The following is a 19,729-nucleotide window of genomic DNA, read 5'->3' on the forward strand; positions in this document are numbered from 1 at the left end:
TGATCAACTTTCGAAGAAGAACTTCTCTTCCCCGAAGGCGGGCTTCAGATGATGCAGCCAGGTCGCCTGTTCGTCATAGGCAGCAAAGAACGGACGCTGTACCCAGTCCGGGTTCCGGCCCTGAATAAAGCGCAACACGAACACCTTTTCACCATTGATTTCAGTAACACCCTGAATCTCGACCTTACCCGGCGTTGCCGACATGGATGGGCCACGGGCTGTACGCGCAATACCGCTGACCTGCTTCATGGCATCACGGTAGGTTTGCCAGGCCTGCGCCAGGGGGACTTCGAAGTAGTGCTGGGCACCGGTATCACGCTCAACGAACATGTAGTACGGCTGAATACCCAGCTCGACCTGAGTCTGCCACAAGCGTGCCCAGTCATCGGCACTCGTGTTGATATGGTTCAACAGTGGCCCCTGACTGCGGATATGGGCGCCCGTTTCACGGATTCGCGCCACTGCCTGACGGTGAATATCGGTTTCCATCTCGCGCCAGTGATTGTAGTGCGCCATGAACGCCAGATGCTTGCCGGCCTCAATAATCTCGCGAAAGAGTGCCATCAAATCATCGCTGTCTTCATCGGTCACGAAACGATACGGCCAGAAAGTCAGTGCCTTGGACCCGATGCGAATGGTACGAATATGGTCGAACTCAGGCTCCAGAAGCGGCTCCAGATAGGCACGCAGGTTCTTGGTCTTCATCACCATGGGGTCACCACCGGTGATCAGCACATCGGTTACTTCAGGATGCTCGCGCAGGTAATCACATAGCTGCCCGGATTCCTTGGCCGCGATTTTCAGCGACTGGTCGCCCACGAACTGAGCCCATCGGAAGCAGAAAGTACAGTAGCTGTGACAGACCTGGCCGGAACTGGGGAAAAACAGTACCGTTTCGTTGTACTTGTGCTGGATACCGTTGACCGGTTCACCGTTCACACGCGGGATGTTGTGCTCCATCTGACCCGCCGGATGGGGATTCAATGCCTGACGCACTTCATTGACCACACGCTTTATTTCGACCTTGTCCTCGGTCGCAAGCGCCGCTTCAACCGCATCGTAATGCTCAGGTTTGAGCATACCGCGCTGCGGAAAGGTCAGCTGAAACATGGGATCATTGATCGGGTCATCCCAGTCGATGAGTTGCTCAATCACATAGTTGTTCACCCGAAATGGCAAAACGGATGCAACCACGTCCATCTCATGCTTGAGTTGGGAGGGAAGTCGTTGCAACTGCGGTATCTGCTGCAGGTGGCGGGCGGTGTAAACCTTGAACGGAGGAATGTCCAGGTCGGCAATCTGAATGGCATCAATGGGGGTGTGTGAGTTCATGAGCTCCCTTGCAAAATTTGGTTAAGGAAAAATGCAATAGCGTCTCCCAGCATGGAGGCGCTGTATTCAAAACAGATGAAAGGGGCACTCAGATAAGCTGGAAAAAGCAATACCAGCCGAGAGGAGAGTCCAAGTGTAACGGGCGGTTGCACAATGGATCTGTACAGCAAAAAAGCAGCAAACTAGCAGGATAAACCCTGCAAAAACCGCGATAACCCGCTAAAAACCTCCAATCAGACTGAGTGACAATGTCTATTATTGTCCTACAGGGCGGCGTAAAGGGTCAAGGAAGCACCTTTCAGGGTGCTGGGGGCGCAGCCAGCCAATTGATCTCGATCGCGGTAGCCGAGCCGATAGTGACTTGCCTCAGATCGGGCGGCAAAAGTGCCCAACCGGGGCTGACCTGCACACGCCCCCCCATGATCTCGGCACGGGTCTGGGGAAACAAAGGAGCCTGTGTCGGGTCGGCAAATCCATCCGGCCAGATCGGCTGCTGAGTATCAGGGTCGTATTTGTCGCTGGCACCCATCGTATGCAGAAACTCATGGACGGCAATCAGGCTGGTTTGTCCCTGATAATCGACACCGGCATACGCATTGACCAGGCCAATCATGCCACGCTGCAACCCCAGGGAGTGCTGGGGTCTGGCAAGGTCATTGCCGGGCAAGTGATAATTCAGAAAGATCCGTGCATCCACCTCCCCTTCCCCGGTATCGTATCGCCATACCCAGAGTCGCATTCTGATGGACCAGAGTATAGCGTCGAGGATGCTTGGATCATCGGGCACCTGTGGAGGCAGAGCGTGTACTTGAGAGGCAAGCTTAACCTTAACGGGAGCCGTCAGAGCAAGCCTGTAGCGCGCTGCCTCACGGCCGAAGAAAGCTTCAATGCTGCTGAAGTGTTCGGGTTGCAGCTGATCGATAAATGCCTGGGTGAGCGGGTGCCGGTCGGCATTGATCGGGTAGATTGTCATCACGACGGGGCGCTGCCACCAGACTTCACTGGCACGCCCGAGCCAAAGATTGGCAAGCAATAACATCAATATGATCAGCAGAATCAACTGGATGATCCTGAGCAGCAAAGTGCGGGTCATAGGCTGTGCCGCCACCTGGTTTAGCCGAAGAGTCCGATAACCACAGCATAGCGCAGCCCCTTGCCGAGAGTAATCATCACCAGGCTGGCAACAAAACCAATCCTGAGCCAGCCGGCCACCAGGCAAAGCGGATCACCGATGATCGGCAGCCACGCCAAAAGGAGGCCCAAAGGGCCATAGCGCTCCAGCCACTGGCGAGCACGCTGATGCTGCGGTCGGTCCAATGCCTTTAGAGGATAGCGAGCGGCGATCCAGTACCCCATCCCCCAGGTCAGCATGCTACCGAGCACATTGCCCGCCGTTGCGCTGCTCCACAGCAGCCAGGCAGAATAGTCAGCCTCGGATACCAGCCAGGCCAGCATCACTTCAGACCCGCCCGGCAGCAACGTTGACGAGATCAGCGCACTGAAAAACAGCCCCAGCGGCCCTTGCAGCGCGTCGCTCACATGTCCATTCCCTGACGGATGCAACGTAACAGGCCGTACTCATAACGACCTTCCAGCGCTTCGTGAACCGACTTCAGGGAATCTCCAAACTGCTGACGACAGAAACGGATGGTGTTCTCGATTTCGACACGCTCACTGGCAGGCAGCTCAACCACTTCTTCAACCGAGATCATCCCCTGGCGGATTCCCTGGGCAAGGTGGCCGTATATAACGTTGGGAGACAGTTTCTGCTGACGTGCAACCTGCTCTACCGTCATGCCACTGCGGTACAGGAGCAGCGACTGTTCCGCCTGATCGCTGCCACTGTCAGCCCCCTCGGCATGTTCCGCGATCAGATCCAGGAAGGGTTGACCGTACAAGGCCAGTTTGCGTTCTCCGACTCCACTGAGACGGCGCAGCTGTTCGGCACTCAGCGGCCGGTAAAGCACCATCTCCATCAGCGTAGCATCATGAAAGATGACATAAGGCGGGACATCCTGCTCCTGCGCCAGTTGCTTGCGCAGCGCTCGCAACGCATCCCAAAGACGGGACTCATCAGCATCGAGCCGCTGCTGTGACGCGGCACTGCGTCCCTTGCCGCTGCCGGCTGACGGCGCCTGCTGACGCAGATCACGACGTAACTCAAGGGTTTCCTCCCCCTTCAGCAGCGGACGGCACTTTTCACTCAGGTGCAGCACACCAAATCCCTGAGGATCAACGTTCAGGTAACCGCGAGCCACCAGCTGGCGGAACACCGAACGCCACTGTTGCTGATCCAGCGCCTTACCGATGCCCCATACTGACAGCTGCTCATGTCCACGCTGGCGTGTCTTGTCGCTGGACTCTCCGCGCAGGATATCGATGATGTAGTTGACACCATACTGCTGACCGCTGCGGTACACCGCCGACAGGGCCTTTCGGGCTGACTCGGTGCCATCCCATATCGGCACAGGTTCCAGACAGGTATCACAGTTACCGCAGGGCTGATGCTCCGTCTCGCCAAAGTACTCCAGCAGTGCCTGGCGACGGCAACTGGTGATTTCGCACAGCCCCAGCATCGCTTCCAGCTTTTGTCGCTCTATCTGCTTCTGTGCGTCCTCTGCGCCCGAACCTTCCAGCATCTGGCGCAGGAAAATCACATCTTGCAGGCCATACACCATCCACGCATCCGCCGGAAGACCATCACGCCCCGCGCGACCGGTTTCCTGATAATAGGCTTCGATAGAGCGTGGCAGGTCGAGGTGGGCGACAAATCGCACATTGGGCTTATCGATCCCCATGCCGAAGGCGATGGTTGCGACCATGATCACCGGCTCTTCAGTCAGGAAGCGGTGCTGATGGTGTTGTCGCAAATGAGCATCGAGGCCGGCGTGATAAGGCAAGGCGTTAAAGCCACGCTCGCAGAGCCAGGCCGCTGTCTCTTCAACCCGTTTGCGCGATAGACAGTAAACCACGCCCACATCCTGCGGATGCTCCTCACGGATAAACCGGAGCAACTGTTCACGAGCACGGTTTTTCTGACCAATGCGATAACGAATGTTGGGACGATCAAAGCCGCAAACGAAAGCACGGGCATCGATAAGCTCCAACCGGTCCAGAATCTCCTGCCGGGTACGAGCATCGGCGGTGGCCGTCAATGCAATGCGCGGCACTCCGGGAAACAGGTGTCGCAGCTGGTTCAACTGCATGTATTCCGGCCGGAAGTCATGCCCCCACTGGGATACGCAGTGCGCTTCATCAATCGCAAACAGAGCCAGCGTGCACTGGTTGAGCAGTTGCTGGGTACGAGGCTGTTGCAGCCGCTCCGGGGCGACATAAAGCAGGTCCAGCTCGCCCTTTCGCAGCAGCTGTTCAGTTTCCTGCAGGGCTTCCAGCGTCATCGAGGAGTTCAGACAACCGGCCCTGATCCCCAACTGAGACAGGGCACTGACCTGATCCTGCATCAGAGCGATAAGCGGCGACACCACAATGCCACAGCCTTCGCGGACCAAAGCGGGCAGTTGGTAGCAGAGCGACTTGCCGCCACCGGTCGGCATGATCACCAACGCATCACGCCCTTCAATCAGGGTGGCCACAACCTCATCCTGGGGGTGACGGAAGGACTCGAAGCCGAATACATCGGCGAGTATTTGTCGGGCGCGTTCAATCATGCGCGGCATTATCCGTGATCCCCCGCATGAAGTCATCCTGCAACCATATCCCTCTGAGCCGCTTCAGGGTAGAATCAGCGCTGTTTCCTTCGTTGCGGATTTTGCTGCCATGACTGCCAATATTGCCCTCATTACTGAAGAAGAACTGGATCGCCTGGAAGAATTCCTGTTTTCGCCGGCGGTTTCCGACGAAGCGCTGGACCTTATTGGTGCCCACGGTTTTCTCTGCGCACTGAATATCAGTCCTGAGACTGTTGCCGAGTCCGAATGGCTGGAGCAGCTGTTCGACGGTGAACCCAAATGGGCATCTGAAGCAGAAAAGCACGAAATCATTGAGCTGATTCGCAAGCTCTATCGCACCATTGGTAATGACCTCTACAACGATCAGGAAATCCTGCTGCCCTGCGAACTGAGCCTTGAGCCGGAAGATGATGAAGAGATGACTGAGCTCACTATATGGGCGCAGTCATTCATGGAAGGCGTTTTCCTTAAGGAAGATGCCTGGTTCGGTCAGGATGAAGAAACCGTAGCCGGCCTGCTGCTGCCGATCATGGTCGCTTCAGATCTGTTCGAGGATGAGGAAGTCCGTGAGATCAGCCAGGACCGCGCCTTGCGCGAAGAAATGTGCGTACAAATCCCTGAGGTCCTGGTCGACCTCTACCTGCATTTCCACGCCCCGGACAAGTAACAGCAGCCCCTGGGTGAGGCGAGAGTGGCAGCCTCACCCGTTTCGCAATGCAGTCAGGCCATGTACTGACCTGACCGGCCTGCGGAGCTGTCAGTACGTCACTTTCAGGGATCGCCCCTGTCCCAGAACGCGAATACGATCACCCGGGCGGAAAAACTGTCCATTCTCCACTTCCTGAACCACTGACATCACCTGTCCATTATCGAGACGAATGGTGATCTCCTGTCCCTGACGTTCAGTGGCAGCCTGTTCCACCCGCTGACCAATCAAGCCACCGGCTACGGCACCCACCACCGTTGCAAGCGTCCGGCCACTGCCTCCCCCTACCTGGTTACCGGCGATACCACCCACGACTGCACCGGTACCACTGCCGACGATGCCGTCTGTACGGCCCTCGATGCGAACCGGCGTGACCGACTCTACGGTGCCGTATTGAACCGTCTGAGCATGCCCAACCTGACTGCGGCTATAGCTGGTGCCATACAATCCCTGCTGCGCACAGCCCCCAAGAACAGTGACTGCCGACAGGGCAACCACAGCTACCAATCTCTTCATATCCGTATCTCTATTTAATCTTCAATACCAGTTGACTGATCAAAGCCCACACCAGTTCCTTGAGTTTGCGATGCCAAGGCCGTTTTGACCACTCCTCAACTGTAATTTCAGCACACTGTTCGAGATCTGCCAGCATCAATTGTTCAACCTGTCGTGTCATCTCGGGTTCAATGATCTCGACATTGGCCTCCAGATTCCAGCGCAGATTCCAGTGATCAAGATTGCAGGACCCCAGCGAAACCCAATCATCCACCAGACCGATCTTCGCATGCAGAAATCGAGGCTGGTATTCAAAGATGCGTACTCCAGCCTTGAGCAACCGACGGTAATAGCGCTTGGAGGCATGGTAAACCCAGAACTGATCGGTATAGGGACCGGCAACCAGCATGCGCACATCGACACCTCGATTTGCCGCCCGTCGCAACGCGGCTCGAATCGAGAAGGACGGCATGAAATAGGCGGTCGCCAGCCAGATGCGGTCATTGGCTCCGTTGACATGATTCAGGAAGGCAACCTTGATATCCTGCTGATAAAGGCCCTGAACGGTGGTCACTCGCATCAGCGCGTTGCCTTTCTCTGGCTGTGGCGAGGGTGGCGGCAACTGCTGGGCGGTACAGCGCAACCAGAGACGGTTGTACAAACCAACCAGGTCAGCCACAACGGGGCCTTCAACCCGGCACATCACTTCATGCCAGGGACATCCGGGTCGCTCGGAAAGCCAATACTCATCCGCCAGTCCTGTTCCCCCGATGAAGGCGATACGCTCATCCACCACCATCAGCTTGCGGTGGTCACGGGCAAAATTACGGGTCAACTTGTTCAGTTGCAGGGGGTTGTAGATCACCAGTTCCACCCCTGCGGCCTGGAGGCGCTGTCGATCGGCACGGCTAAGGTGACGCCCCCCAAAACCATCTATGACCAACCGCACGGTCACGCCACGGCGAGTCGCATCAGCCAATGCCTGTGAGAAACGATTCATGATTTTGCCGGAAATCACCAGATAGAATTCCAGCAGCAAGCTCGACTCTGCCTGCTCAATCGCTTTCAGCATGACCGGGAAAAAGTTTTCCCCATCCACCATCAGCTCGACCCGGTTTCCACCGTGCCAGTTAAAATGCTGTCGCATAACTTCAGATGCTTCCCTCTACACCTGCCGCTGGCCGTAGAGCCGTGCATAAAGGCCCTGTTGATCCAGCAGCTCGTCATGACTGCCCTGTTCGATGATCTGGCCATCCTCGAACACGTAAACCCGGTCCGCCTGCTTCACCGCACTGAGACGGTGTGCAACGATCACAGTGGTTCGTCCCTGCAGAAACTCGGACATTGCCCGATGCAGCGCGTATTCGGTCTGGGTATCCAGCGCTGAGGTCGCTTCATCCAATATGACCACGGCCGGATCTGACAGCACCATCCGCGCAATCGCCAGCCGTTGACGCTGCCCACCCGACAAGCGAACGCCCTGCCGTCCAACCATGGTATCCAGTCCCTGTTCCAGAGCCATGACAAAGCTCTTCAGCTGCGCCACTTCCAAAGCGTCCCATAGCTGCTGATCGGAAAAAGAGCGTCCCATCACCAGGTTATCGCGGACGCTGCCATTAAACAGCGCGGGCTGCTGCAATACCGTCGCGACATGTTCGCGCACCCGCTCCAGCCCAATCCGCTGTACTGGCACCCCATCAAACAAAACCTCTCCCTGTTGTGGGGGGTAGAGCCCCAGCAGCACCTGAACCAGCGTCGATTTGCCACCGCCGCTGGCACCGACCAGGGCGACTTTCTGCCCGGCCGGAATATCCAGCGTGATGCCTCTGAGAACTTCCTGACCCGGAAAATAGCTGAAGTGCAGATCACGCAAGCTGATACTGACGGTCTTTCTGCCCGCAAAAGGGTCTTGCAGCTGTGGGTAACGCGGCTCAAGGTTCAAGGCCAGCAAACGGTTAACCCGCTCCAGCGCCGCCCGTGCGCCAAACCAGGCGTACTGCATCCCCAGCACTTCCTGAACCGGCCCCATCATGAACCAAAGATAGCCGAACACGGCCATCATCTGGCCTACCGTCAGATCCGAAAACACCACCATCAACATGGAAACGGCGCGGAACAGGTCAACACCGATCATGAACAGCATGAAACTGAAGCGGTTGGCTGCATCCGAACGCCATTCATAGCTGGTCGAGTGATCCCGCACTTCCCGAGCCCGCTCCGTCAGCTGAACCAGATAGTGTCTCTCACGGTTAGAGGCACGGATTTGCTGAATGGCATCAAGGGTCTCGGTCAGGGCTGACTGGAAAAGCTCGTATGCTGAATTCTCGCGCGCCTTGAGGTGCTTGACCTTCTTACCCACGGCCATGGTGAGCCAGATTACAAAGGGGTTTAAAAAAAGGATAAACAGAGCCAGTTGCCAATGCATCCAGAGCAGGATCAGAGCAGTACCGAAAATCGACAGAACGGCCACCAGAAAACGGCTGACCGAACTGCCGACAAAGCGATCCACCGTATCCAGATCAGTCACGAAATGAGATGCCACGTTGCCGCTGCCCAGCGTCTCATATTCAGCCATGGAGATTCGCTGCAGACGCTCAAGCAGTCCGCCGCGAATGCGGTAGATAATGTCCTTGGAGATAATCGTGAACTGGCGCGCCTGAAGTACGTTGAGCCCAAGCGCCAGGAGCCTGAGCACCACCGTCAACAAAAGCACGGCACCAATGTACAAGGGTGGACCTTGCCAATAAGTCGGGAAAAGTGCATTAACACTCGCGACCACGACACCGGGCTGATCAAGCAGGACTTCATCGACCAGCAGTGGCATCAACAACGGAAGAGGCACACTCATCACCGTTGCGGCAATCGCAATCAGGTTGGCGAGTATCAGCTCACGCTTGTGTTCAAGCGCGATATTAAAAATATAACGCCAGGTATAACTGGAAGGCGTGGACAAAGACACCCGAAGCTCCTTGCAACCGAGAACATCACAGCTGTATACGCAGAAACACGTCTACCTGATGTTCAATGTACGCCAGCCCCGGATAGAAAAACACCCGCAGAAGCGGGTGTCTTGCAGAACCTGGTCTGTCGCGCTCAGTTACCTGCTTCCTTGAGCATTGCGTACAACTGGTCCTTGAGCTGCAGTCGCTTGAGCTTATATTCCTCTTCGGTTTTGGTAGAAACCGGCTGAATCTCTGCTTCCATGCGCTCAACTTCTTTAGTGACCGCGTGATATTCATCGAACAGTCGAGCGAAGTGTGTATTTTCCACTTTCAGAGTATGGATCTGCTCGCGGTACTCTGGCAGTTCGTGAATCAGGTCATGGTGTTCAATGGTCATTCGTCATTTCTTCCTGAAGTTGTTGTCATGTCGCACATTCACTATCCTGCAACCATACAAGGACGTCATTGATACGTATCAAGACCTGATTGAGGAGGCCGAATGATCTACACCTATGTGATGGAGAACACACCTGTCGGCTCACTCACCCTGCAAGCCGATACCAGGGGACTCTGCCGCGTCGACTTTGGACAAAGAGCAACGGTTGCTGCCAATGCTTCCGGGCACCCAGTCCTCGATCAAGCCGTGAACGAGCTTGAAGCCTATTTCCGTGGCGAACGAACGACCTTCGATATTCCACTTGCACCGGTCGGCACCGCTTTTCAGGGCAAAGTATGGGATGCCCTGCAAGCGATTCCCTATGGCGAAGTGCGCAGTTATGCTGATATCGCCAAAGCGATCGGCAGCCCGCAGGCAAGCCGAGCAGTCGGGATGGCCAACAATCGCAATCCGATCTCCATTATTATTCCTTGCCACCGCGTCGTTGGCACCAATGGCTCCCTGACCGGATATGGTGGCGGTCTGGAAACCAAGATCCGCCTGCTTGAACTGGAACAGGTTCCCCTCAAGCAGGCCGACACTCTTGAGCGCTACCGCGTCATGCCTGCGAGTAATACACCATCGGATACTCGACCTCGGCGCCGATAAACGGTAGCTTATGCAGCCCACCCCCTGCTTAGAGTGAAGCTGCCATCCATGGATACCCTGACCCTGCAGCCGCTGGCCCATGCCAATGGCGAAGTTCAGATTCCGGGCTCCAAGAGCCTGTCCAATCGAATTCTGCTGCTTGCGGCCCTTGCCCAGGGCAAGACTCGCATCACCAACCTGCTTGATAGCGATGATGTGCGTCATATGCTCAACGCGCTTCAGGCTCTTGGCGTACATTACGTGTTGGCTGAAGACCGTCGCAGCTGCGAACTGGAAGGACTGGGACAGGCATTCAATGTTGAGCAGGCGCTGGAGCTGTTTTTGGGCAACGCCGGTACCGCCATGCGCCCGCTATGCGCTGCACTTTGTGCCAGCCAGGGCGAGTTTACCCTCACCGGCGAGCCAAGGATGTACGAACGCCCCATCGCAGACCTGGTGGATGCACTGCTGCCGTTGGGTGCGAACATCGAATACCTCGGCGAGCCCGGCTACCCCCCGCTGCGCATCCAGGCCAGTGGTCTCAAAGGTGGTGAAGTCGGCATCAAGGGTAACATTTCAAGCCAGTTCCTGACCGCTCTGCTGATGGCGGCACCCCTGGCCAGTGGTGATCTGATCATCAACGTCGAGGGAGAGCTGGTTTCCAAACCCTATATCGACATTACCCTGCATACGATGAAACTGTTCGGCGTTGAAGTGGATAACCAGAACTATCAGCGCTTTGTGGTCAAGGCCGGCCAGCAGTATTGCTCTCCGGGAGAGGTTATGGTGGAAGGTGACGCCTCATCCGCGTCCTACTTCCTGGCCGCAGCGGCCATCGCCGGGGGCACTGTTCGCGTATACGGCGTTGGAGCCGACAGCGTACAGGGTGACAAGGCCTTTGCCGAAGTACTGGGCAAGATGGGAGCCCATGTCAGCTATGGCCCGACCTGGATCGAGGTCAGCAAGGGTGAGCTTAAGGGCGTTGATCTGGACCTGAACGCGATCCCGGATGCGGCGATGACGATTGCCACGACAGCGCTGTTTGCCGAGGGGCCTACAGCGATTCGCAACGTGTATAACTGGCGTGTAAAGGAAACTGATCGTCTGAGCGCCATGGCGACTGAACTGCGTAAGGTCGGTGCCGAGGTAATCGAGGGCGAGGATTACATCGAGATTACGCCGCCTGAGACCCTCCAGAGTGCAGCCATCGATACCTACGATGATCACCGCATGGCAATGTGCTTCTCACTGGCCGCTTTCGGTGATGCTCCCATCACCATCAACGACCCGGGCTGCACGCGCAAGACATTCCCGGAATACTTCCAGCTGTTCGCGCAGATCACGCGCTGATCCTGCCCTTCCCGCGTACGCCGGTAATTGCGCACGCGGGAAGTTGCTCTGACGAGCAAAAATCAGCCCTTATCGACCTTGGAGCCCCCCTTGCAGGTCGGCGACAAAGGCACTTCTCCATTACGCGCTACCCACTCCTCCGGCGTATGAAGGTGCAACGCCAGCGCATGGATAGGGTTCTGCATCAGTTCAGCGACCAGACCATAGACCTGCTGATGGCGCTGAACCAGGCGCCTGCCTTCGAAGTCCGCACTGACCAGCACCAGTTTGAAGTGACTTTCAGTCGCCGGTCCCGAGTGCATATGACTCTCGTTCTCCAGCTGAATATGCTGGATATTCAGACCCGCCTGAAGCAGGTTTTCCAGTTGTTCTGCAACGCTCATGTAAACTCCGCTCATCTGGCGCCAAAGCCTGAAGCACGATCAGTCTCGGATCTGATCCTTGCGCGCCAACTGAATAAAATGGTGATGTATGCGCCGAGTCGCCAGCCAGACCGTCATGGCCACCACCGGTACCGAGATTCCCGTTGCCAGCGACTTGTCGATCGGGATGCCGGCATCATACAACGCTTCGAACACATATTTCAGCAGACCGATCAGGTAATAGCTGATCGCAACGACCGACAACCCTTCAACCGTATGCTGCATCATCAACTGGATTCGGGAACGCCGATCCATGGAGCTGAGAAGCTGCTGGTTCTGTTGATGAATGCCCAGTTCAACACGGGTTCTCATCATATCGGAAACGCGGTCAACACGCCTTGAGAGGTCTTCCAGGCGCTCTCCGCTGGCCTGGCAGGTTCTCACTGCCGGGGTCAGGCGACGGGTCATGAACTCGGTCAACGTCAAGTGACCCGACACTTCGTCCTCTCGCAGCTCTTCAAGGCGCGTCAAGACCAGCGCGTGATAGGCCTTGGTAGCGCTGAAGCGGAACGTCAAACGCGCGCGCCAGGACTCAATGTCCGCCGCCATGTCAATCAGGTCGGCAAGCAATTCGGGCTCATTCACTTCACCCTCTCCGGCCAGCTGTTGAGTCAGCTGTGCCAGACGGTCATCCATTCGGACCAGCTCGGGTGACACCGAACGTGCCAACGGCAACGCGAGAAGAGCCATCAAACGATAGGTTTCGATCTCCATCAGTCGCTGTGTCAGACGACCCAACTGACTGTCACTCATCTGTTTATTGACCACCATCATCCGACCAAAACCGTCCGAATGCAGCTGAAAACTGGCCCAGACCTGTGCATCGCCGTTCTGGGGGCTACTGCCGACCAGGCGCATCTCTTCAAAGGCCCGCTTGACATCCGGCAGGTTCGGCTCGGGGGACTGACGGGCATCTTCGATACTGACGTGGAAAGCACCCACCACTTCACCCGGCAAGGATTCGATCCAGCCATCCGGCAAAGGGGTCAGCCCGGTTACATCAAAAGGCTCACTGTCTTCAGGAATTTCGAGATTGATAAAGGTATAGGTCGTGAATTCGGTATGCTTCTCTCGGCGCAGACGAAAGTTGCCGCAGTCGTATTCATAGCAGTTCTGGTCATGATGGTTGACCGGGCAACCGAAGACGGCGTGCAACTCCTGAAGATGATCATATTGGGCCTGTTTTTCGGCCTCCGAGCACAGCACCGCAATATGAGTAATGCGCGCAGGACTGGGGATGACCTGGAAAGGGCGAGAATGCAGCTCATCGTACAGATGTGATCGCAGCGGATGGATATTCATCAATGGGTCCAGGCAAAAAAACCAACCTTAAATAATTGTTTCGCTTATGAACACCCCTGATGGATCGTCAATGCGTCGGCCTTTGCCTTATACTTGCGGCCTATACCTGTAAGAGTTGCCTATGATTGTCCGTGTTCTGCCACAACTGGAAAGCCGTGAAGAATGGATCGCCTTTTGTCGCCGCGAGACGCCCTATTGTCTGGTAGACACGCCCGCCTGCCTGGTCGATTTTCAAAGCCATTTTCTGCAGCTGACCCTGTTTGGCAAGGGAGATCCCGTGCGCTATACACTTGGCTCACGCAGTTCCATGGACCCTGCCTGGCAGCTGATCAAACGCTGTCAGTGGAGCCTGAGCGCACTCGTCAAAGGATTGAACACACTGGACTTCGGTGGCAACGTCAGAGATAACGAACTGCTGGGTGTTCACAGCGACCTCAGTGCACGCCGCTCACGTCCTCGCGACCCACACTTGCATGCCCCTGCGAGCAGCAGGCATCTTGCGCCGCTAAAGACATGCCCGACTCAATGGGACGGTGAGAGCGTGAAACGTCTGCTGGCCAACCGCCAGTATCGAGACTGGCGCTGCGAACAGGAAGAAATGCCACTCGGGCCTGTTGCGGTTTTGCTGGATCTGCTGGATCACAATGAAGACTGGCAGGCACAACCTTTCGGCCCACGACTACAGCTTGCCTATCGCGGCAAGGTCCTGGCCAGTTTGATCACTGATCTGAATGCACACACCAGTGGAGAAAACGGGACCGACCTCATTGCCGGCCCCGGTACGCTGAAATCAGACTGACAGGGATTCGTCCTCAGCCTCTGCCGCCAGAACCTTGTAGGGATGGTCAGAAGCCAGCAGTTCCTTGCCCAGCTCCGTCGGGAACTCCACGTCAAGATCGACCACACGACCATCACGGCAAACGTTGATGATGGTATCCATGCAGGACGAGAGCAACGAGTACTTCTCATCCGGTGCCGCGATAATGGTCTGCAGACCGAGATCCGACATGAAGCCCAGTGAGGTTACGGTGTTCTCGGAGTCCAGCTTGTTGAACGCTTCGTCAAATACCGACAGGCTCATGCCCCCTACAGGTCGACCATCACCACTCTCTTTCAGACGGTAGGTCGCACCCAGTGCCGCCGCCATCGCCACGTAGAAAGGCACCTGGTGCTCACCACCGGAGCCTGTCTTGATACGCTGCGTCAACGTGGTCTTGCGGTTACCCTCAAGGTCCTTCACCACCAGTTCGAAGTTGTAGAAGTTACGATAATCCTGCAGCAGACTGCTTTCGCCTTCGTCGCTGAGCACCTCGTGGATCTTGTTCAGCGCTTCACGGTGGTCGTTGTCACCCTGATGCTGGATATCGAACAGCGTACCCACGTTGGCCTGATCAAGACGCGTATATGCTTCTACCAGCTCGAGAATATCCTTGAGTTCCGGGTTTGGCATCATTTCGAAACTGTACATTTCCTGATGGAACGGACGGTTCTTCAGGTGACTGTTCAGTTCGCGGATCAGGTCCTTGATCTTGTTGATCTGATCATTCAGGTGCGCAACGAAGTCTGAACGGAAGGTTGTTTCCGCCTCAAGACGGGCACGCTCGGCTCGCTTGGTGTACTCGGCCAGTTCGGAGTCGCGCAGCGCCTGGACCGTCTGATTAACGTAGAACTCCAGATCTTCGTGGGTGGAATCAGCACTGATATTGTCCAGTTCCTGATGACTCATGCCACCGCCGTGGTAGCGAGCCTTGTACTGAGCCACTGCATCACGAACGGCGTTCTTCTTTTTCTCATGCAGCTGAATTTCGGACTGTGCCCGCTTGGCGGCCTCGAAAATGACTCGCTCAAGTTCACCACCGCAGCTTTCATCGAGGTAGTCACGCTTTTCCTGAGCCGATTGCGCGTCGAAATGCGGCTTTTCCTCACAGAGAGTACGCGCCTGTGCATGCTCAACCAGCTCCTGCTCCAGTACTTCAAGGCTGGCGTTATCCTTGATCATGCTGGTGCGGACTTTCTGCAGCTTCTCCATCAGCGATTTCTGCTTGGCATCAATCTGTTTCTGCTGCTCGGCCAGATCGGCGATACGATTCTGGATACCACTGTCATCGTGGTTGCGCAGGTCCACAACCGCCTGCTCGTAACCGGCGATCTCTGAACCCAACTGCTCACGCTGGTTGACCAGATTGAACACGCTTTCTGTCATCTGAGTCAGGCCAGATGTCATATTGATCAGCGCATCACGCAATTTCTCCAGCGACTCGTGACGGCGCCCAAGACTGGTGAACTCGGCAATCAGTTCGTCTACCTGACGTCCCTGAACTTCCAGCTGATCCTGACGACGACGGATACCCATGATCGGGCTCAGCTCGTTGATCGAGGTCGTAGAGCCCTCGGTCTGCAGCATGCAGTCATACGTCAGTGCTCGCTCCTGCTGCAACAACTCGTGTTCGGTCTCCACCGCCATCACGCCACCCAGCGCACGGTTCAGATACGCGCGCGCATGGTCGTTATCCGTGTCGATAAACTCAGCCAGCGAGCCACGCTTGCTGCGATGCAGCCAGTCACCGGATTTGGTGGTATTGATGATCCGGCAGCCTTTCAGGTGACGGCCCTTGCGACGGTACAGAGTAATCGCTTCCTTAAGCCGGTCCGGCGACACCACCAGCGCCTCTCGGCGGGCTCCCAGGAAGGATTCAATGGCGATACGCCACTTGTCGTCATTGATGTCGGCCAACTCACAAATCGGCGTCGACTCGATGCCGTACTCATTGAGCAGCTCCATTAGCTCGCGGGTGTTGTGGCGAATAGGCGCACGTCCCTGCTGCAGCTGTTCCACTGCACTCTTCTGATTCTGAATCAGGCTGCGCAGGTCGTTGATGCGAATCACCGACTCTTCGTAGCGGCGCGCAATTGACTTGCGCACATCATCCACCTGAGCCTTGAGCTGTTCGATTACCTTGTCGACACTGACCGGTTCCGCTGGCCACTCGTCTGCATTCAGGCTCTCGCCGGAACGCCAGAGTTCAACCGAGCGCTCGACAAGGGGGCGAAAGTCATCGGGCAGCAGGTCGTTGTAGTTGGCAAAGCTCACCGTGGTGCGCAGCAGGTTATATGCCTGTTGAATCTTGTCACGCACGACACTCTGCTCATGCTGACGCGCCTTGATGGTGGACTCCAGCGCGCTGATCTTGTGAGCGGAATCGCTGGTATTCAGCTCGGCACGGGCATCTGCCAAATCCTGCATGGCCTGGTTCAGGCGAGCGCTGTTCTCTTCCAGCTGCTGCTGCAGCGACTCTTCCTGTTCAGCCGCTTCCTCCAGTCGTTCCGCGGTATCTTCCTTGCGCAGGTCAGCATTCTCGAAACGAGTTTCGTGTACTACCCACTCATACTCAACCGCATTCTTGATGTTACGGCTGATGCCCCCACACAGCTCCTGAACCTTTTCAAGCTCACCAATGCGGTTGGCAACCTCCTGAGTCTTCTGCTCCATCGCCCGGTATTCATCCAGCGACTTGCGGAAGGCCCCCACATGAACGATGTTTTCATCCAGCACGAATTCACGGATAAAACGAGTCGGACTATCGATCGGCACGAACTTCAACGCGTTCTTGAAATTCTTGATGAACTTGTCGTCGTCGTTCGGCATCTGCGGGTCGTGACTCAGATGGGTCACCATGTCACGGATGAATCGGTTGGCCCGCTTCTCGAGAATCATGTCCGGACACTGCTTGAGCAGGCTGTCACGCACCTCGTTCCAGGGGCGCGGCATGCGACCCGCCCCTTCTTTTACGGAAAAGTCATCCAGGGATACGGAGAAATCCGGCAGGATAAATCGACCCAGCACGTCTTCCTCGGCACTGGCCGTGGAGGCGCTGATGGCGATGCCGATACAGCTCTCCTTCGCGGTTTCCGTATCAAAGAAACTCAGCGCCATATAGGTCAGAGAGTCTTCACGCGCTGTCGCTTTCTTGCCCTGGTCGTCCATGAAACCCAAGCAGTAGGTGCGCAGCGAACGCTCACTCTTTTCGCCGGCAGAAGCGTTAAAACTCAGATGACGCTTGTGCCCGCCCATGAGTACGGTCTGGATCGCATCCAGCAAGGAGGATTTACCGGAGCCGTTTGGGCCCACGATAGCCACATTTCCCTTGATCGGAATTTCAACGGCACCCAGTACATACCAGTTGACCAGAACGATGCGGTTAAGCTGTTTCATGACGGGGTGTCCTCCGCTTTATCGGCGGCTTGTTCATCTTCTTCATTATCGGCAGCGACAGGGGCTTCATCCGATGCAGCGGGCACGGCTGAGTCCTCATCCACAGTCGTTACAGGTTCGTCCTCTGCAGCACTATCCGATGTGTCATCACTGGAGGTAACAGCCTGTTCCTGGATATCGGCACCGGCGTCTTCGACCTCTTCATCAGTCTCGACTCGGTCACGAATATCCATATCGCAGAGCGCTTCGAGCTGGCCGATGTAATCTTCAACCACTACCTGACGAATGGTGGGGTTAATGCGCAGCGGGATATTTTTCGGGTCGGTCTCTTCAATCTTGCCCCGCTCTACCAGACCGTGACGCGTAAAGAGGGACAGAATCTCCTTCAGTCGCGTCTCGTTAGGAATATCCTTGCCGGTCAGGCTGGAGAAAAGGCGCAACAGCTCGTCAGTGCTGGTATAGGCCTTGCCACTCTCGACTTCGAAGTTTTCCAGCTTCTGCTCATATTGCTGACGCAGGCAAAGCATCAGCAGGGACTCATCCAGCTTAAGCTTCATGACCCGCTCTTCGCCCTGGGGGATGATGCCCAGAAAGGCTTCATCGGGCTGATATGCCAGCGTCCAGCCGATTGCTTCAAACAGGTTACGGAAGTAGTCCAGGTTGCTCGCGATCAGGAAGTAGCTGTCACGGTGTACCGGGCGGTCCGCATAAAGGAACTGGCTGCTCAGCAACAGACCGGCGGCGCGGATGAAGTCATCAGCGTCGTGCTGTTCATTGCGGGAGACGATTTTCTGCAGATCACCAAGCATTTAGGTATTCCTGTGGATGGTAAAACCACGACACTCCACCATGTTGGAGACGTTGACGTAGTGGTCTTCAAATTGAATTCGGAAACGTTTGCGCATCTGCTGTGCCTTCTTGCCCAGCGAGTTCATGTGGCGGACATAGCTGAAGCAGATGTACTCCTCCACTGTCGTGATGCGGAAGTCCGTTGCCTTGAGCTGATCACGACCGGCCAGTTGACTTTCCAGATAGGTTTCGATGCGGTCTACATTGACCTCTCGACGCTCCTTCCATTCCTTGAAAAGGCGACGCAATTCCAGCACCTTGGGATCAATCTCCTGCTGAGTGATCACCCGAGGCTTGGCCTCGATACGGCGACGCACCGGCGCCCGCACACTGGCCGGAGAGATGAAACCAACCTCTTCCAGCGTATCCACCCGCGGAATCACATGTTCAGGCAACTTGGCAGCCGCCGCGATCACCCGCGACAATCGCGCAGCCATACCCGGTGTCGTCTTGTCCATGTAGCGCACGGTATCAGCCACACGCTTTTCCAGCTGATAGCGGAAGTCGTCAATAGCTGCCAAACGCTGATCAACGGATTCAAAAATCCGGATGATCCGGTTGATATGCTGATGGACCTGCGCCTCTGCAACGTCATAGGAAACATCCAGCTGCTGCCTGTAATGATCAGCCAACTGCTTCAGCTTGAGCGGATCAAACTGCAAATCCCGCAACATCGACAAAATCTGACGCCGGAAACGGAAGGGGTTGTTGCGCGTTTTAAGCGTCTTGTAGTCGGAAACCAGCACCTGTTCAACAAAACGCTCGAAGAAGCCGCGCACGATTTCCTGAGGATTGTTGCTGGCAGACAGGTTGATCTTGAGCTCACGCAGACTGAGCATCATGTCAGTCAGGTGTGCACTGAAGTCTGCCGCTGTCTGCGCCGCTTCCGCCAAGGTGATACCGCGTCCTTCGGGGTCATTGACCGCTGACTCAAGCGAGCTGAGCACGTTGAGCACAGCGCCGCCGTAACTGCGCTTCTCCAGTTTGGCGATACTGACCAATGAGCGCAGCAGGTGACTCACCGCTGGCGACAGCAGCACATAGGTACGGTAAACCTTCTGCTCTTCCTCCAACCAACCTGTCTGAACCAGACGGCGGTAGATGCGGTTGGTGTATTCTGCGGTCGATCGCGGCAACTCGGCAGCCGCGTCTTCCCCAACCTCATGTTCCCAGCGACGTACGCCAAGACGCACCACGGCATTCTCGATGGTGGAACGCACCAGATCACGAGGAATAAAGGGGTCGATCAGGTCCTCGTCAAAGAAGAGATCGGCCAATTCCAACAGGACCGACTGGTACACCTGCCGGTTCTGCCCCGAAAGCGGGAGAAATATGTCTTCTGGAAGCTTGTTGAACAGCACTGGGTCGTCCGGTTGTGATCGGTTAGCTTAAGCGGGTTATGTTA

The 19,729-nt window shown here is 56.1% G+C and carries 17 protein-coding genes; 4 read left to right on the forward strand and 13 right to left on the reverse strand.

Annotated features, from left to right (window positions below):
* Positions 1-3: 3 nt before the first annotated feature.
* The 4 genes from LN244_RS10465 to recQ all read right to left on the reverse strand — a co-directional run bounded on the left by LN244_RS10465 (position 4) and on the right by recQ (position 5,000).
* On the reverse strand, positions 4-1,332 hold the full coding sequence (locus tag LN244_RS10465) for a KamA family radical SAM protein (RefSeq protein WP_239039737.1): 1,329 nt from the start codon (positions 1,330-1,332) through the stop codon (positions 4-6).
* A 298-nt stretch (positions 1,333-1,630) separates the two neighbouring features.
* Positions 1,631-2,425, reverse strand: coding sequence for a hypothetical protein (locus LN244_RS10470; RefSeq protein WP_239039738.1), 795 nt, complete (start codon positions 2,423-2,425; stop codon positions 1,631-1,633).
* Between the two features lie 20 nt (positions 2,426-2,445).
* Positions 2,446-2,871, reverse strand: coding sequence for a YqaA family protein (locus LN244_RS10475; RefSeq protein WP_239039739.1), 426 nt, complete (start codon positions 2,869-2,871; stop codon positions 2,446-2,448).
* Positions 2,868-5,000 carry a DNA helicase RecQ gene (gene recQ, locus LN244_RS10480; RefSeq protein ID WP_239039740.1) on the reverse strand — a complete coding sequence of 711 codons (2,133 nt, stop codon included), beginning with the start codon at positions 4,998-5,000 and terminating at the stop codon, positions 2,868-2,870. Before recQ ends, LN244_RS10475 begins: the two co-directional genes overlap by 4 nt.
* A gap of 109 nt (positions 5,001-5,109) precedes the next feature.
* On the opposite strand from recQ, the gene LN244_RS10485 reads away from it, so the two are divergent.
* A complete protein-coding gene (locus LN244_RS10485) occupies positions 5,110-5,688 on the forward strand; it encodes a YecA/YgfB family protein (protein WP_239039741.1) in 579 nt (192 codons plus the stop codon).
* Between the two features lie 90 nt (positions 5,689-5,778).
* On the opposite strand, the gene LN244_RS10490 is transcribed toward LN244_RS10485, so the two are convergent.
* From LN244_RS10490 to LN244_RS10505, 4 genes are all read right to left on the reverse strand, one after another.
* Positions 5,779-6,243: an outer membrane lipoprotein gene (locus tag LN244_RS10490; RefSeq protein WP_239039742.1), complete on the reverse strand. Its 465-nt coding sequence runs from the start codon at positions 6,241-6,243 to the stop codon at positions 5,779-5,781.
* Positions 6,244-6,253: 10 nt separating this feature from the next.
* Complete coding sequence (locus LN244_RS10495) at positions 6,254-7,369, reverse strand: phospholipase D-like domain-containing protein (protein ID WP_239039743.1); 1,116 nt, start codon at positions 7,367-7,369, stop codon at positions 6,254-6,256.
* Between the two features lie 18 nt (positions 7,370-7,387).
* The gene (locus tag LN244_RS10500) at positions 7,388-9,181 is read right to left on the reverse strand and encodes an ABC transporter ATP-binding protein (RefSeq protein ID WP_239039744.1); all 1,794 of its coding nucleotides are present in this window, start codon (positions 9,179-9,181) and stop codon (positions 7,388-7,390) included.
* A 134-nt stretch (positions 9,182-9,315) separates the two neighbouring features.
* Positions 9,316-9,561, reverse strand: coding sequence for a YdcH family protein (locus tag LN244_RS10505; RefSeq protein ID WP_239039745.1), 246 nt, complete (start codon positions 9,559-9,561; stop codon positions 9,316-9,318).
* 102 nt (positions 9,562-9,663) lie between these two features.
* Between LN244_RS10505 and LN244_RS10510 the strand changes: the two genes are divergently transcribed.
* Positions 9,664-10,209: a methylated-DNA--[protein]-cysteine S-methyltransferase gene (locus LN244_RS10510; RefSeq protein ID WP_239039746.1), complete on the forward strand. Its 546-nt coding sequence runs from the start codon at positions 9,664-9,666 to the stop codon at positions 10,207-10,209.
* Positions 10,210-10,257: 48 nt separating this feature from the next.
* On the forward strand, positions 10,258-11,538 hold the full coding sequence (gene aroA, locus LN244_RS10515) for a 3-phosphoshikimate 1-carboxyvinyltransferase (RefSeq protein ID WP_239039747.1): 1,281 nt from the start codon (positions 10,258-10,260) through the stop codon (positions 11,536-11,538).
* Between the two features lie 62 nt (positions 11,539-11,600).
* Here the strand turns inward: aroA and LN244_RS10520 are convergent, their stop codons facing one another.
* Together LN244_RS10520 and LN244_RS10525 are read right to left on the reverse strand one after the other, a co-directional pair.
* On the reverse strand, positions 11,601-11,921 hold the full coding sequence (locus LN244_RS10520; protein ID WP_239039748.1) for a BolA family protein: 321 nt from the start codon (positions 11,919-11,921) through the stop codon (positions 11,601-11,603).
* Between the two features lie 39 nt (positions 11,922-11,960).
* A complete protein-coding gene (locus LN244_RS10525) occupies positions 11,961-13,262 on the reverse strand; it encodes a DUF3422 family protein (RefSeq protein ID WP_239039749.1) in 1,302 nt (433 codons plus the stop codon).
* A 121-nt stretch (positions 13,263-13,383) separates the two neighbouring features.
* Here LN244_RS10525 and LN244_RS10530 point away from each other — a divergent pair, with 121 nt between their 5' ends.
* Positions 13,384-14,061, forward strand: coding sequence for a hypothetical protein (locus tag LN244_RS10530; RefSeq protein ID WP_239039750.1), 678 nt, complete (start codon positions 13,384-13,386; stop codon positions 14,059-14,061).
* Here the strand turns inward: LN244_RS10530 and LN244_RS10535 are convergent.
* The 3 genes from LN244_RS10535 to LN244_RS10545 are packed head-to-tail and all read right to left on the reverse strand — an operon-like array spanning position 14,053 to position 19,625.
* Positions 14,053-17,475, reverse strand: coding sequence for an SbcC/MukB-like Walker B domain-containing protein (locus LN244_RS10535; RefSeq protein ID WP_239039751.1), 3,423 nt, complete (start codon positions 17,473-17,475; stop codon positions 14,053-14,055). The genes LN244_RS10530 and LN244_RS10535 overlap by 9 nt on opposite strands.
* Positions 17,472-18,284 (reverse strand): DUF4194 domain-containing protein, encoded by an 813-nt coding sequence (locus LN244_RS10540; RefSeq protein WP_239039752.1) that lies wholly within the window; start codon positions 18,282-18,284, stop codon positions 17,472-17,474. The genes LN244_RS10535 and LN244_RS10540 overlap by 4 nt, the downstream gene beginning before the upstream one ends.
* Complete coding sequence (locus tag LN244_RS10545; RefSeq protein ID WP_239039753.1) at positions 18,285-19,625, reverse strand: Wadjet anti-phage system protein JetA family protein; 1,341 nt, start codon at positions 19,623-19,625, stop codon at positions 18,285-18,287.
* Positions 19,626-19,729 lie beyond the last annotated feature (104 nt).

It is taken from the genome of Marinobacterium sediminicola, from assembly GCF_022343685.1.
Taxonomy (GTDB): Bacteria; Pseudomonadota; Gammaproteobacteria; order Pseudomonadales; family Balneatricaceae; genus Marinobacterium; species Marinobacterium sediminicola.